The sequence below is a fragment of the Undibacterium sp. TJN19 genome, from assembly GCF_049339485.1.
Lineage (GTDB): Bacteria > Pseudomonadota > Gammaproteobacteria > Burkholderiales > Burkholderiaceae_D > Undibacterium.
In genome coordinates, this window is sequence record NZ_JBMPPL010000002.1 from 145,780 (window position 1) to 159,460 (window position 13,681).

The 13,681-nt window shown below is 50.9% G+C and carries 12 protein-coding genes and 1 pseudogene; 6 read left to right on the top strand and 7 right to left on the bottom strand.

Features of this window, described 5'->3' with window-relative positions; genetic code table 11:
- The first annotated feature begins 43 nt into the window (after positions 1 to 43).
- Positions 44 to 802 carry a hypothetical protein gene (locus ACO0LH_RS08875; RefSeq protein WP_422940714.1) on the top strand — a complete coding sequence of 253 codons (759 nt, stop codon included), beginning with the start codon at positions 44 to 46 and terminating at the stop codon, positions 800 to 802.
- Between the two features lie 84 nt (positions 803 to 886).
- Here the strand turns inward: ACO0LH_RS08875 and ACO0LH_RS08880 are convergent, their stop codons facing one another.
- Positions 887 to 1,291 carry a VOC family protein gene (locus ACO0LH_RS08880; protein ID WP_422940715.1) on the bottom strand — a complete coding sequence of 135 codons (405 nt, stop codon included), beginning with the start codon at positions 1,289 to 1,291 and terminating at the stop codon, positions 887 to 889.
- Between the two features lie 164 nt (positions 1,292 to 1,455).
- Here ACO0LH_RS08880 and ACO0LH_RS08885 point away from each other — a divergent pair, with 164 nt between their 5' ends.
- The 3 genes and pseudogenes from ACO0LH_RS08885 (at position 1,456) to ACO0LH_RS08895 (ending at position 3,364) form a co-directional block, all read left to right on the top strand.
- The gene (locus ACO0LH_RS08885) at positions 1,456 to 1,854 is read left to right on the top strand and encodes a hypothetical protein (RefSeq protein ID WP_422940716.1); all 399 of its coding nucleotides are present in this window, start codon (positions 1,456 to 1,458) and stop codon (positions 1,852 to 1,854) included.
- A 142-nt stretch (positions 1,855 to 1,996) separates the two neighbouring features.
- Positions 1,997 to 2,964: pseudogene (gene corA / locus ACO0LH_RS08890) on the top strand (magnesium/cobalt transporter CorA).
- Position 2,965: 1 nt separating this feature from the next.
- Positions 2,966 to 3,364 (top strand): VOC family protein, encoded by a 399-nt coding sequence (locus tag ACO0LH_RS08895; protein WP_422940717.1) that lies wholly within the window; start codon positions 2,966 to 2,968, stop codon positions 3,362 to 3,364.
- Between the two features lie 183 nt (positions 3,365 to 3,547).
- On the opposite strand, the gene ACO0LH_RS08900 is transcribed toward ACO0LH_RS08895, so the two are convergent.
- Both ACO0LH_RS08900 and ACO0LH_RS08905 read right to left on the bottom strand, forming a co-directional pair.
- Positions 3,548 to 5,614 (bottom strand): hypothetical protein, encoded by a 2,067-nt coding sequence (locus ACO0LH_RS08900; protein ID WP_422940718.1) that lies wholly within the window; start codon positions 5,612 to 5,614, stop codon positions 3,548 to 3,550.
- 104 nt (positions 5,615 to 5,718) lie between these two features.
- Positions 5,719 to 6,600, bottom strand: a complete 882-nt coding sequence (locus ACO0LH_RS08905; RefSeq protein WP_422940719.1) for a substrate-binding periplasmic protein — start codon at positions 6,598 to 6,600, stop codon at positions 5,719 to 5,721.
- A gap of 327 nt (positions 6,601 to 6,927) precedes the next feature.
- On the opposite strand from ACO0LH_RS08905, the gene ACO0LH_RS08910 reads away from it, so the two are divergent.
- Positions 6,928 to 7,872, top strand: coding sequence for a lysostaphin resistance A-like protein (locus ACO0LH_RS08910; protein WP_422940720.1), 945 nt, complete (start codon positions 6,928 to 6,930; stop codon positions 7,870 to 7,872).
- Positions 7,873 to 8,043: 171 nt separating this feature from the next.
- On the opposite strand, the gene ACO0LH_RS08915 is transcribed toward ACO0LH_RS08910, so the two are convergent.
- Together ACO0LH_RS08915 and ACO0LH_RS08920 are read right to left on the bottom strand one after the other, a co-directional pair.
- Positions 8,044 to 8,196 carry a hypothetical protein gene (locus ACO0LH_RS08915; protein WP_422940721.1) on the bottom strand — a complete coding sequence of 51 codons (153 nt, stop codon included), beginning with the start codon at positions 8,194 to 8,196 and terminating at the stop codon, positions 8,044 to 8,046.
- A 15-nt stretch (positions 8,197 to 8,211) separates the two neighbouring features.
- Positions 8,212 to 8,682, bottom strand: coding sequence for a LysR substrate-binding domain-containing protein (locus tag ACO0LH_RS08920; protein ID WP_422940722.1), 471 nt, complete (start codon positions 8,680 to 8,682; stop codon positions 8,212 to 8,214).
- Between the two features lie 256 nt (positions 8,683 to 8,938).
- On the opposite strand from ACO0LH_RS08920, the gene ACO0LH_RS08925 reads away from it, so the two are divergent.
- Positions 8,939 to 11,638 carry a TonB-dependent receptor plug domain-containing protein gene (locus ACO0LH_RS08925; RefSeq protein ID WP_422940723.1) on the top strand — a complete coding sequence of 900 codons (2,700 nt, stop codon included), beginning with the start codon at positions 8,939 to 8,941 and terminating at the stop codon, positions 11,636 to 11,638.
- A gap of 63 nt (positions 11,639 to 11,701) precedes the next feature.
- Here the strand turns inward: ACO0LH_RS08925 and ACO0LH_RS08930 are convergent, their stop codons facing one another.
- Positions 11,702 to 12,433 carry a substrate-binding periplasmic protein gene (locus ACO0LH_RS08930; protein WP_422940724.1) on the bottom strand — a complete coding sequence of 244 codons (732 nt, stop codon included), beginning with the start codon at positions 12,431 to 12,433 and terminating at the stop codon, positions 11,702 to 11,704.
- A gap of 87 nt (positions 12,434 to 12,520) precedes the next feature.
- Entirely contained in the window at positions 12,521 to 13,678 is a 1,158-nt protein-coding gene (locus ACO0LH_RS08935) for a metallophosphoesterase (protein WP_422940725.1), read from the bottom strand.
- Positions 13,679 to 13,681: the final 3 nt, after the last annotated feature.

A 13,681-nucleotide genomic window follows, 5' to 3' on the forward strand; every position in this document is an offset into this window, starting at 1 on the left:
GACTATTGTGACCGGGTATATTCATTCTACAAAAGGAGACACCATGAACCAACAACAAGAGCTCATCAATCAATTAAACCGTCAAAACCGTTTGCTCAAGCAAGGATTGGCCATCAGTGCTGCTGGCCTGACAGTGTTATTGCTTGGCGCTGCCGCTTCAACTGAAAACCGTGGAAAATTTTCTGAAATAGATGTCGAACGCATCAACATCGTGACGCCTGAAGGCAAGAATGAAATGGTCATCGCCAATCACCTGCGTCTGCCGCAACCCATTACCAATGGTAAGCAAGTTGAACGTGGTGGTCCGCAAAGGCCAGGCATGATTTTCTATAATGCGAGCGGCGATGAAAATGGCGGTTTCATTTTTGATGGCAAGCTGGATGATAAAGGCAAACCCGTCGCTGGCATGCATTTTTCCATGGACAGGTTTGGCGGTGATCAGCAGCTTTCGCTGGGGCATTATGAAAGTGGTGGCACCATGGAATCTGGTCTCAAGATCTATGACCGTGGTCTGCAAAAAGATTACGATGGCCTGTATGAAACCTATGAAAAAGCCCCGGCCGGACCAGACAAGGATGCGTTGTTGAAGAAATGGAGAGATGCTGGCGGCCAGCAAACCAACCGCCTGTTCGTGGGCAAGACACGTGGCCAGTCATCGGCTATCATCATGGCTGACGCCAAAGGTAAGGCGCGCATCATGATGATTGTTACTCAGGATGGCAAACCCATGCTGAATTTTCTGGATGATAACGGCAAGGTGATACAGAGTTTGCCGCAATTGGAAAAGGCGGTAGAGAAATAGGCTGATGTCTTTGCAATATTGCCGAAGTTGAGCCACATAAGGGGAAATGTGGCTCAAAACAGGCCAAGCACATATCGCACATCATTAGGCCGGCGGCCCCTTCAATTCCACCACATTGTCTTCCGGATCACTGATATACATCGAAGGGCCTTCCCCCTCAGCACCATAGCGTTGCTGAACTGCGCCGGCAACAATGCCATGGGCATGCAAATGCGCACTGATGCCAGCCGCATCAAAATCTTCCACGCGCAAGCAAAGATGATCGAGATTGCGGCCTTCCTTGCCAGGTGCCGCGCCTCCCATGCTGCCCAGTTTGCCTGTCACCGGTACCAGGTCTATCATCGACCTGCCAGCACGCAACTGCACCAAGCCGATTTCATCCTGCCGCCGCTCTGGCTGGCAACCCAGCACATCGACGTAGAAGCGCAGCATCTTTTCCAGATCAGTCACGCGCAATACCAGGTGATCAATTTCACGTATCTTTATCATTATGTTTCTTCCATGTTGCGAGTCAGTGAAGGGCAGTGTAGCGCGCTTTAAAAGTTTGCGCAGGACAGGGCAGGTATTGATAAAATGAGTGTCAGTTATGTTTGTTTTTCTGCGGTTCAGCATCGTTTTTCGCGTGCAGTTTTTATTTCTATTTGGGAGAAATCATGAGTGTCGCCTATTACATCGTGCTTGATAGCGATGAAGCGAATTTTGATAGTTTCGTCGATGGCAAGGCTGTTGCCCATGCCATCGAAGACCTCAATGCAATATGTGAACACACTGGCCTGCCCATACTTGAATCTTTCGTTGGCCAGTCTATCGACGACCTGGAAGACATGCTGGGGGAAGACATAGAATTGCCAGAAGGTGAATCTGGCGAGCATGTCTGGCATACCGCCGAAGCGGGCATTACCTATATCGATGCCCTGATGGCAGCCATACGCAATAGCCAGCATGACCTGGCAGCATTAGACGATGTGCTGGAAGACTTGCAAGAGTATAAGAACGTGCTCGAGCAGGCGAAAGAAGCGGATATGAAATGGCATCTGGCGCTGGATATCTGAGGTAGATGGTTTTTACATACAGAGAAAATGGGAAGTTCACCAAAAGCGCCGGTAAAAATAAAACCCTGCACCTTCCCGCTCTGCACGCGAAACAGGTTTACAATCCAGCCAGACCTGAACCCTGCTTTTCCGGAATTCGCTTATGATTAATGTCTTTGTTTTGCACAATGGACGCCTGAGCCAGATCAATGTGGAAAACCGCGCTGATCTGGAAAATACCCTGCCTATCTGGGTGACCTGACCGACCCGAATGAGGAAGAGCGCGAATGGGTGAAAAGCATCTATGGCGTGACCTTGCCGGGTGAGGACGAAGTCAAGGATATTGAGGCATCTGCGCGCTATTACGAAGCAGATAATGGTGACCTGCACCTGCGCACTGATTTTTTGATTGATGATGACGATGAGCCGGCGCGCACTATCACGGTCGCGTTTATTCTCGCGCGCGATATTCTGTTTTCTGTACATACCATCGATTTGCCAGTGTTTCGCCTGGTGCGCATGCGTGCGCGTTCGCGTCCTGGCTCGATTGCCGATTATAAAGACGTGCTGCTGGATTTATATGCCACCGATGCTGAGTATTCAGCCGATGCACTCGAAGGTATCTATCAAAACCTCGAAGATGTGAGTCGTAGCGTGCTGCAAAAAAACTTCAGCGATCAGGATGCGGCAGCGGCGCTGAATTCGATTGCCGTCGAAGAAGATTTGAATGGCCGCATACGCCGCAATATGATGGATACGCGCCGTGCTGTCAGCTTTTTGATGCGCGGGCGTTTGTTGAATGCCGACCAGTTCGAAGAGGCGCGTCAGATTTTACGCGATATTGAATCACTCGATGGCCACACATCCTTCTTGTTTGACAAGATCAACTTCCTGATGGATGCAACCGTTGGTTTCATCAACATTAATCAGAACAAGATCATCAAGATATTCTCGGTCGCCAGCGTGGCCTTCCTGCCGCCGACCCTGATTGCCAGTATTTATGGCATGAATTTCCGAGGCTGGTTCCCTGAATTGGACTGGCAACTGGGTTACCCGTTTGCGCTGGCGCTGATGCTGGCATCTGCGGTGACACCTTTCTGGTATTTCCGTCGACGTGGATGGTTAAAATAAAATGGCAGCGATCGCAATCAATCATTACAACCTGCGTGGTGACCGCGCAACCCTTGACAAACTCAGGGATTTTTATATCGCCTATGTCGGCCTGCAAGTAGGCGCGCGTCCCTTGAAAAGCTTTGGCTACTGGCTGTATGCAGGCGACAAGGATGTGCTGCACCTGTCAGAAAGCCGGCCTGGTGAAGTACGCCAGACTGTACTGAAAACCGGCTTTGATCATGTAGCATTTAGCTGCGATGATTTGCCAGGCATGCTGGCCAGATTACAGCAGGCGGGTATTGTGTACCGTCATGCCGTGGTCGAATCCAGTGCCGGTTTCCCCACGCAGCAACAAGTGTTTTTCAGTGACCCTGAAGGTAATGGCATAGAGCTGAATTTTGTTGATGCGGTGGCATAGAGCGACGCAACGATTTCTACGATGCGATTGATCGCACCCTGCCGGGCATGGCGATTTTCAAAATGCAATAAGTGCACCACCTTGATGTTGGGTGAACGATAGTCTTAGTGCATTTGCACGCACTTTGCACGCTACGGCGATTTAAGGGCGTGATGAATTATCCTTAGATCTACCGCGATCTCTTCAATTTTCCTGCATGATCGCCGCCAGTACGACGTGGCGGTCATTTGCTGGCAAGCTGGAGATATTTTGATAAAACGAAATCATCGCATCACATTGCAGTTCTGGCTGGCCTGCATATTGCTGGAACTGGCTGATGACTTTCAGGTGTAGAGGTAACATGCGCGCCGTCAGGGGTATCATGCTTTTCTTGAATTCTTTCGAATCCATATTGATCACTTTGGTACGCGCTGGCGCGACCAGCGCCCGCATCGTCAGGTTTTTCTCTTTTTCCATCAATGCTGCCGGCAGGGTATTTCTGACATCCAGTTCAGTTCTTAAAAACTTGGCGCAAGCTTCAGGGCTGATTTTTTTTGCCGCCTGCATTTGTGCCACAGTGATGTCTGCAAATTCATCCAGCAGGCTGTCGTCCAGGGTTTTCAGCAAATCGTTATAGGACTTTGCCAGACGCAAGCGTGCGGCATTGCTCATAGCCAGGTCGTTTGCCCCTTTGAGTTTCATCTGCCATATCGTTTCGCTCAATTCATTGACCAGACCCGGGAAGCGTGCATCATAGGCACGCCAGATGGCGGCGCTGCGAAATGCCAGATCCATTTCTGCTTTTGAAGTCATCGTCGAAAATACGCTGACATTGGCTTCGCCACCCAATGAAGTACGGGTAACCACGTTGGCGGCAATCAGTTCTTCCCTGGTGGGGAACCACATATCTTCGGCCCTGGTGTTGCCCACTCTTTGCAAGAAAGCTTCTGGCAAACCGGCACCGCGATATTTGTCCAGCATGGTTTTGGTGACACCCTTGACGGCATCGGCATCCATGCCGGGGAAACTGGGTTGATGAAAGCCAATTTTTGCATTCACGGTTGCTGCACGGTCTTTGCCAGCCAGGAACACATAAGTACAGGCGCTGGCACACAGGCCTTCGACATAGGTATCGAGTCGCCTTTGCCTGACCAAATCGGCAATGCGCTCGGCTTCCAGCAGGCGGCCACCACCAGAATTCAATACGATGAATCTGACCTGACTGGTTTGTGCGAGTTCAGCAGCAAATTTATCGGCACTTCCTGTCCCAAGTATGCCCTTTAAATACAGGGAATCCCCTTTGGGTGAGTGACTGATTTCTATGATCTTCATGTCGTCATTGCCAGTGGCGATCAAGAAGTATTCACGCATTTGCGGTGCGATTGAATTAACTATATTGGATGCCATGTACACCACGTTCAGGGCAACAATCAATTGCGCCACGACCGCCGCGCCGCTGGAACCACCACGACGGGCATGCTTGCGGGCCGAGCGCCAGATGCCGGTAAACGACCAGCACCAGACCAGCATGGTCAGTACCAGCGTCAGCAGGCTGACCATGGAAAGCACAGGCAAGGATGAGCCCGACATCTCAGTCATCTGTTTGATGCCAGCCATGATGGCCGACACCAGCACGTTGCCGATCAAGATACCGTTGCCCCAAAATGCCAGACCCAGCGGCAAATTGCCGCGCCAGTGTTTCAACAGGTAGTTGGAATTGTCCTGAAGATCTTCGTCTTCAAAATGTGCATAATGAGCGGTAGCGGTAGTGTTGCTTGGATGCGTCACGGCTGGCGCTGCGATACTTTCGTCATCGTGTAACGGCAATTCAAAATCAGAAGCATGGCCAGATGGCTGCCCGGGCAGCGTGATACTGCCTCCAGGCTCTATCCTTTCTGCGACGTCATCGTCCAGTATCTGCTGGCGGTAGTACAGACCAAGGGCATTCAGGCCAAAAGGCAAGGAGACGATGATCATGCCCATGATGAGCTCAAGCTTCTGCGCTTGAGTGAGCATGTTGGCTAGGCATGCCAGTGTTATCACAACCAGGCCAGCGACAGTCCAGCGCCAGGCAGACTTGATTGATTTCATTGTGCCATCCGGCCCCAGCGCCCGCCATGGAAAGAACAGACAGGCCATCCACAAGCCCGACGCCACCAACATCCCGACTTGTTCAGGGATATGACCGCTCTGTCGAAAAATCATCAGCAAAAAATACAGCACAAAGACGACCATGGAGAAAAAATTGATGACGCGTATCCCGGTAATCATTGGTGCCAGCCTTTGTCTTCGAATGTCGATGTGTCCAAAGCACAAGCATTGCACAAGTCAGAGGTCGAATCAAGCCAACATGGCCTGAGAAGGATGGGTCAGGGCTAAGGCTTGAACCATAATTCTGGCCTGTTCAAAGGCATTTTGTCGGCATTGAGCAAGGGGTTGCGCAGCACGATGATATTGCGCTGCCTGATGTTGGCGTTACGGATCGGGTTTTGCAGGTATTTTTGAAAAGTGCGCTCGAAACTGCCGTTCCTGATCATTTCTTCAAGGCCAGCCTGCAAATCTTCAGCCATTTTTGGTTCGCGCGGGCTGACAAAAAAATACAGGGCCGACGGGTAATGCAAAATGATGTTCTTGTCTATATGCAGATCGTGGTTGGGATGGGCATCGAATTCATTCTGTGCTTCAAACACCGAACGTGGGAAATAATCAAAGCGACCCCCTTTCAGCATATTGAACAGGGGTTCATACGAAGTCGATGTCCTGACCGGCAAGCCATTGCTTTTCAGAATGGATACGTCAGGCCAGTCCAGTTCTTGCCCCGCGCTGAAAGCCGCCAGGTCTTTCACGCTCTTTACATCCTTGAGTAAATTGCTGTTGGCTGTGGTCACCAGCGGTAGGCGCCAGCCTATCAGCCCTTTGTCGATGGGAATGCGGATAGGAATCAACTGGTTTTCACGCTCATCGGTGGTCATGGTCCATAGCAGATCAATACCACCCATGCCTGATGTTAGTTCGTAGATTGCCCGCGCCTGTTGCATGGGCGCGTCACTTGCCTGCAACTGATAGGGCTGACCGCTGCTTTTGACAGCCTGTTTCAGTATTTCCATTATGTATTCACCATGCGGGTCAACCACTGCCGACAGGCGTGGGTAGCGTATGATTTTGGCGGCATCTGCCAGTGCTGGCAAGGGCGTAGCCCAGATGCCCATGCTGGCCAGCACGGATAACAAGACAGTCAGCAATGGTTTGATCGGCATCCTGCATCACCTCGGATTTGGTCTGCTTGCAAAACTCAATTAAGTGTAATCTGCCTGCGTGTGGCAGTGTGAAAAATATGTTGAAATGCCATGCTGACAGGGAAGGCAATGACGAAAAATGCAGATCAGGCTGGGGCGTGAATGTCTTGATGCCTGCTCCCTTCCAGGTCAGAAAATCCTCCTTTTATACCCTGATTCTTGCATTTGGTCTGAATCCTTATTCCCCGTCCAGGCAATTTGCCTATAGTGCGCACTGGGAAATCGATTTGCCAAAACGAAGGGCAGTAGCTTCAAGCCCTCATGATCAATCTGAAAAGAGACCACACCATGCAAATAGAAACATTAGAAAACATAGATACACTGGATCTGCAAGACACCAGCCCGTTGCGCTGGTACCAAAACCCCACCCGCCATGCCATTGTGCGCTTGTTACTGGTGATCGTAATGGTGTTCGGCACCATGGCATTGAGCCGTTTTATCAACAGCAAGCTGTTCGGGTCTGATCATATGTACCTGCGCAATGCCATCAATGTCATTGTCACTCTGGGTGCTTACTGGCTGTATGTGCATCTGATAGAAAAACGGCAGGCAACTGAACTGACATTATGGCGTGCCTTGCCTGAATTTGGCGCAGGCATCCTGGTGGCCAGCGGCCTGTGTGTCGCGGTTGTAAGTATTCTGTCGCTGCTGGGCATGTTCCATATCGATGGTGTGAACTATGAAAATAACCAGAGTGCGCTTTATGCCATGCTCGATCCCCTTGCAAAATTCATGGTGGTAGCGCTCATGGAAGAACTGTTTTTCCGCGCCATCCTTTTTCGCATGATAGAAGCGTCACTGGGCAGCATTGGGGCACTATTGATTTCAGCTTTGTTGTTTGGTTTTGCCCATTCCTACAACGATGGCGCAACAATATACAGTTCGCTTGCCATCGCGATAGAGGCAGGCTTCACCTTTGGTGTCGCGTATATGCTGACACGCCGCCTGGCCTTGTGTGTAGGCATGCATCTGGCCTGGAACTTCACCCAAGGTGCCATATTTTCAGTCGCGGTATCAGGTACAGAAGGCAAGGGCTGGCTGAAAACCCATATGACCGGATCAGACTGGCTAACTGGTGGCAGCTTCGGCGTTGAAGCGTCTGTCGTAACGGTGTTGCTGATGACTGCAGTTGGCCTGATATTTTTCATCCTGGCCAAACGCAAGGGACATTTCATCTACGGCTTTTGGCAGAAACAGGCTGTGCCGGCACAAAGAACTGCTGACCCCATATGACCACATTTATTGAGCCGACCTGGTTAGGTTGCTAATTGACCCGGTAAACGCATGAGCGCCATTTCTTCATGCAGCCAGGCCACAACTCACCAGCCTGGACACTTTTTGCCTGGCTGGTGCCAGCAATACGCGATAACACCAGGGTGAACTCAGTTGTATCTTGTCCAGTACCTATAGACGACCTTGGCGGATATCTTCATGGGCAATCGCGTAGGGCAGCAGCGCCACACCGTGACCTGACACGGCGGCCTGTACCAGCAGACCGGAATGGCTGAGATTTTGCGCAAAATCGAGATGCTTGTGCTGATCCGTTATGCCATGCATCTGCAACAGGCGCAACTAGTTTTCTGGCGTACTTTCATACAGCAAAGGGTAACGCAGCAGGCGTTTTAGCTTGAGGGATTGAGCCGCCTCCTGATCTCGTGCACTCAATAGGCTGCCGGTATATGCCAGCAGTAATTGCTCACGCCATAGCAGATTGCTGTCCTCGCCTGCCACATAACTTTGATGGCGAATGGCGATGTCGCAGGCATCACGGCTGACATCCACCACTTCATCGTCTGATTCTATGTGTATATCCATCTCAGGGTGCCTGACCGAGTAGCGGTGCAAGCGCGGCAACAGCCATTCCATGGCGAAAGAGTGGGTGCATGCAATGCGCAGTCTTTCATTGCCACAGTCTTCACGCAGTGCCGCTACATTGAGCCGTAGTTCATTGAGCAGGTGATTCACTGTAACGGCCAGTTCCAGCCCTTTTTCAGTGACAACCAGATGCCGCACATGCCGTTCAAACAGGGCAAAGCTCAACACCAGTTACAGTTATCTGATTAAGCTAACTTATTTCACACATCAGGGTTTTTCTGGCACTGAAAAAAATAAAACTGCCAGGCATGCATACCACTTTGTAAAACTGTCCCATCCCGCACTAATACTGCAAATGCCATCGCAAGCTCTCACGAAATCACCATACCAGTGGCGGAATGAATTTCCATATTCACTTATATTCGTTTCCTCGTAGATATATTATTGATATTTTTCGGTCTTCCCTGTTTTTTAAAGAAGACCCATGCCTACCAAGAAAATCAAACTCAAGCCTTTATCTGCCTGTGTCATCAGCACACTGGCGCTGTGTTACAGCCATGCTGCGCTTGGTCAGACGCCACAGAAAGAAGACAAAAAAGAAGAATCCGTCGTCATTACTGGCTCACGCATACCGCGTGCCAGCCTCGAAGGGCCAGCGGCAGTCACCATCATCACTGGTGAAGAAATTACGCGCCAGGGGTACAAGAATGTGTACGATGCCCTCAACAATGCGGTGCAAAATTCCGGCTTTACCCAGGGCGAGGATTTTGGCAATACCTTCACGCCCTCTGCCAACACCATCAGCCTGCGCGGGCTGGGGCCGAACCATACGCTGATCCTGCTTGATGGTCGCCGCATGGCGGATTTCCCTATCGCTTATGAAGGCACGGTCAACTTTACCAACCTCGCCAATATTCCGTCGAACATTGTTGAACGCATAGAGATATTGAACGGTGGCGCATCAGCCATTTATGGCTCAGACGCGATTGCCGGTGTGGTCAACATCATCCTCAAGAAAAATACACAAGGCTATAACATTAATGCCAAGATCGGTGACACTGAGCGAGGTGGCGGTGGCAGCGAGCGCGTGCAGTTTTCTGGTACAGTCAATATTGATCAGTTGCAAAGCCTGTTCAGTCTTGAATACAGCGAGCGCGAACCATTGCGAGCTACCCAGCGTGATTTCATGGCCACACGCAGCACGCCAAGTGCCACCTTATATCGCAAGGACATCAAGACAGGTCGCTATATCGATCTTGGTGATGCCTGTAGCCAACTGGCTGACTTTTTCGAAGGCACACAGATCAGTTATAAAACCAGCAAAGGCAGCTATTGTGCCAGCCCACGTCTTAGTCCTATGCACTGGACCGTGCAAACCAAGAACCAGAGCCTGAATCTTTTTTCCAGCAGCAACCTGACACTCAATGCTGACACCACTTTGTTTGCTGATATCCTGCTGGGTAAAAACAAGACAGAAAACGATACGCGTTCACCAAGCTGGGTATCATCATCAACGAACCAGAGTTACTTCTGGAATAAAAACAGCAATGCCTATGAAACCTGGAGCAAGGTATTTTCGCCCGAAGAAATCAATGGTGTGAACCGTTTTAACCGCCGCTGGGATGATACCTCCGCTGGCGTCAACCTGGGCATACGTGGTATCTTGCCAGGTTCGCAGTGGAATTATGAAGCGGCCTACAGCGCATCGGCCTATCGTAGTGAAAACGTGGTGCCGCGTACGCTGGCCAATATCGATGAATTTTTCCTGGGCCCTAAACTCGGCCTGGACAAGGCCAGCATCGCTATCTACGCGCCGGATGTGCAACGCCTGACACGCCGCCTGACACCCGAAGAGTTCAACCAGATCACCGCCACCTCACGCAGTGCAGATACCTCGCGTACCCAAACCTTGAGCCTGACACTGAATGGTGAACTATGGAAGTTGCCTGCCGGTGCTGTTAAAACCGCAGGCATTGCAGAAATTGGCAGTCAGAGTTTTGATAACCTGGTTGACCCGCGCGTTAATCAGGGTGTCTTCAATACCGTTACCAAGTCAGATGATGTACATGGTTCGCGCGAGCGCTATGCACTGGGGGCGGAGGTGTATGTGCCCTTATTGAAAGAAGTCACGGCCAGTCTGGCCGGGCGCTATGACGACTACCATTTCGCCGGCCGCAAGGATGGCAAACTGACCTATAACGGCGGCCTGGAAATTCGCCCTACGCAAGAATTGCTGTTGCGCGCCAACTATGCCACCAGCTTCCGTGCGCCTGACATGAACTACATCTTCAAGGCACGTGGCACCGGCTATTATTCAAGCACCACCGATTACTACCGTTGCAAGGCTGAAGGGCAGGAACTGAAGGACTGTGATTATGCGAATTATTCGCCAGGCGCCAATTATGTGCAGTTCGGCAGCCCTGATCTGAAATCAGAAAAAGGTAAATCCTTTGGCCTCGGCGTGGTCTGGTCCCCGAGCAACCAGTTCGATGTCTCGCTGGATTACTGGAACATCAAGATCAGCGACATGGTCGTCAACCTTAGTGCTGACCAGTTATTGCGTGATGAAGCAGATTGCCGCACCGGCAAGCGCGATATCAATTCCAGCCTGTGCGCCGACACCATCAACCGCATCAAGCGTTATCCGGTTGATGCGCTCAGCCATGCCGGTGAAATACAGGAGATCTGGGTCAACCCTATCAACGCGGCTTATCAGGCGACTAGCGGCATCGACGTCAGCGCCAAATATGTGCTGAAGACCAATACGGCTGGCAGCTTTACTTTCAAGGCCAATTACAGCAAGGTGCTGAGCAAGAAATCCAAGCAGTTTGAGGGGGATGCCCTGTACGACGATCTGGCCGACCTGGGCAATTCAGACTGGCGCGATAAACTGATCGCCACCGTGAACTGGAACAAGGGGGACTGGTCGAACACGCTGACTGTCATCCGTTACGGCAAGATACCAAATGGTTCTGGCGATTACTACCTGTCTCCAACAGGTATCGCCAACTGGAGTACGGTGTACCAGGCCAGCAAGAACCTGTCAGTGTCGCTGATCATCAACAATGTATTCAACAAGATCAAATATGATTACAGCGGTGGCTGGCCGAACTATCCTGTGGGTTCGTTCACCCCGTTTGGGCGACAAGGATGGCTGGAGGTGAACTACAAGTTTGGTGGCTGAGATATATTTTTGTGAAATGAAAAAACGGTGCAATGCATCGCACAGCGTTGGCAGATGTTTCCTTCAAGGCGCAGGAGTCGCCCATTTTTTTTCTATCACTGCATATTTGCCATTTGCTCGTATCTCTCGCAAACCCTTATCGAGGGCATCGGCATAATGCTGTGCATCGGCACGTTGTTTGGAAAAACTGATAAACAGTTTGTCTTCCACCAGCGTGCCGACCTGGTGGATTTTCCCCTTGAGTTCGTCGGGATAGGTCGTGATCAGGTAATCCGCTATCCGGGTATAGATCAGCGAATAATCTGACCGCCCTAGTATCAGTTTGCGGATGTTGGATAAGTCAGACGGGGCGATTTCACGCAGCATCTGCTTGTCGTTTTCAAAGGCATCACCGTAAGTGTAACCATGGGTGACACCGATGGCGTGGCCGTGTAAATCGCGCTTGGTCAGCCCGGTGGCAGCATGGTCGGCTTTGCTATAGATGCCTATGCTGGCCTTGAAGATCGCTTCTTTATGGAACAGAAAATTGGGTGTCAGTGTGCTGTCTTGCAGGCTGTCGAAACAGCCTAGTTCCTGCCCGCTTTGCACCAGCATCAGGCAGCGTGAATAAGGCGTGGCGATAAACCTGACCTGGATGTTGGACGCTGCATACGCCGCTGTAATAACGTCTACCGCAAAACCGCGGTTCTTGCCGTCTTTCACGGCAGAATATGGGTACCAGTTATCTTCGCCAATCAGGGTGATGGTTTCAGCGCTAACCTGGCCGCTGCCACCAATCAGCAGCATCAATAACATGACTACTTGTCTTAGCCCCGGCCCTGGCCAATACCATGGCCTGGTAATTCGTGGGGCAAATACGTTCAACATGGGCGTGCAGCCAAGCTAAGGTGCCGACGACGACTTGGTGCGCTCTGGTGCCGGGCCGACTTCCATCCGCTGCCCATCCATGCCTGCCTTGCTGATCTTGCCGTTATCCCAAAACAGCATTTCCCCTTTTTCACCACCCTTGATGCCAGAATCAATCGACAAGACCTTGCCCTGGTAATGTGCAAACACGCCATTCATGGGCGTGTGGCCGACAACAATGTGTTTTACCTGCATTTGTGTCAGCAACTGATCGACTTCTGCATCTGATAACCTGGGGTCATTGAAATAGCCGCGAAACCACAACGGCCCGTTACTGCCATACAGAAAATTGAGTGCATCATCATTCTTTTCTTTCAATTGCGGCTTGGTGATGCCCAACGATGCGCGGTATTGTTCATTGATTTGCGCTACGCTCATTTTCAGGCGTTGATAATCGGGATGCAGTCCACCGTGCATGAACAGCATATCGTTGACGCTAATGATCGCCGGCTTGCTGCGTAACCAGCGCCCCAGTACGGTATTATTGTCGAATAATTGCGGGTATGTCTTGCCCGTTTGTTTGGCCACATAATCCGATTTTTTGGTGACATAACGCAGGTCACCAGAAAAATTCATGGCTTCATGGTTGCCCAGCAGAAGGTGTACCGCACCTCCCGCAGCCTGCGCCTGTGCTTCGAGTGCATACAATAGCCACAGCGCTTCGGTAGTTTGCGGACCACGGTCAAACACATCACCAGTAATCACCAGATGGCCAGTACCAAAAGTCCATTGCCAGTTTTTACCGATAATACCGTTGCCCTGCAAGAGCTTGACCATCAATTCAAACTGGCCATGGATATCGCTGAATGCGGCGACCCTGTCTGCCTTGAACTGTACCTGTGCCGGAAAGACCGCAGGCGCTGGCCGTATCGTCAATGCCTGTGGATATCCACAAAGCGCAGGCAAGCTGATATCGGCGGCTTGCGTGAATGATTGCTTTTGCAACTGGTTATTACAAATCCATGCGACATCCAGCCCGTTTTTATCAATTTGATAAAACGCATAAGGACCATCGTTGACAACAGTTTTGCTGTTGTCCAAATCTTGGGCAATTGCTCCACCAGACATCAGCACGGCAGCAATCAGATAAATATGACGGGACAATGACAGGGGACGTAGGCTAGGCTTGAACATGGG

Excerpts from the sequence above, each read along its gene's own strand:
- ACO0LH_RS08885 (WP_422940716.1), top strand. The coding sequence starts at position 1,456 with ATGAGTGTCGCCTATTACATCGTGCTTGATAGCGATGAAGCGAATTTT.
- ACO0LH_RS08880 (WP_422940715.1), bottom strand. The coding sequence starts at position 1,291 with ATGATAAAGATACGTGAAATTGATCACCTGGTATTGCGCGTGACTGAT.
- ACO0LH_RS08925 (WP_422940723.1), top strand. The coding sequence starts at position 8,939 with ATGCCTACCAAGAAAATCAAACTCAAGCCTTTATCTGCCTGTGTCATC.
- ACO0LH_RS08900 (WP_422940718.1), bottom strand. The coding sequence starts at position 5,614 with ATGATTACCGGGATACGCGTCATCAATTTTTTCTCCATGGTCGTCTTT.
- ACO0LH_RS08905 (WP_422940719.1), bottom strand. The coding sequence starts at position 6,600 with ATGCCGATCAAACCATTGCTGACTGTCTTGTTATCCGTGCTGGCCAGC.
- ACO0LH_RS08935 (WP_422940725.1), bottom strand. The coding sequence starts at position 13,678 with ATGTTCAAGCCTAGCCTACGTCCCCTGTCATTGTCCCGTCATATTTAT.
- ACO0LH_RS08895 (WP_422940717.1), top strand. The coding sequence starts at position 2,966 with ATGGCAGCGATCGCAATCAATCATTACAACCTGCGTGGTGACCGCGCA.
- ACO0LH_RS08910 (WP_422940720.1), top strand. The coding sequence starts at position 6,928 with ATGCAAATAGAAACATTAGAAAACATAGATACACTGGATCTGCAAGAC.
- ACO0LH_RS08930 (WP_422940724.1), bottom strand. The coding sequence starts at position 12,433 with ATGTTATTGATGCTGCTGATTGGTGGCAGCGGCCAGGTTAGCGCTGAA.
- ACO0LH_RS08875 (WP_422940714.1), top strand. The coding sequence starts at position 44 with ATGAACCAACAACAAGAGCTCATCAATCAATTAAACCGTCAAAACCGT.
- ACO0LH_RS08915 (WP_422940721.1), bottom strand. The coding sequence starts at position 8,196 with ATGCATGGCATAACGGATCAGCACAAGCATCTCGATTTTGCGCAAAAT.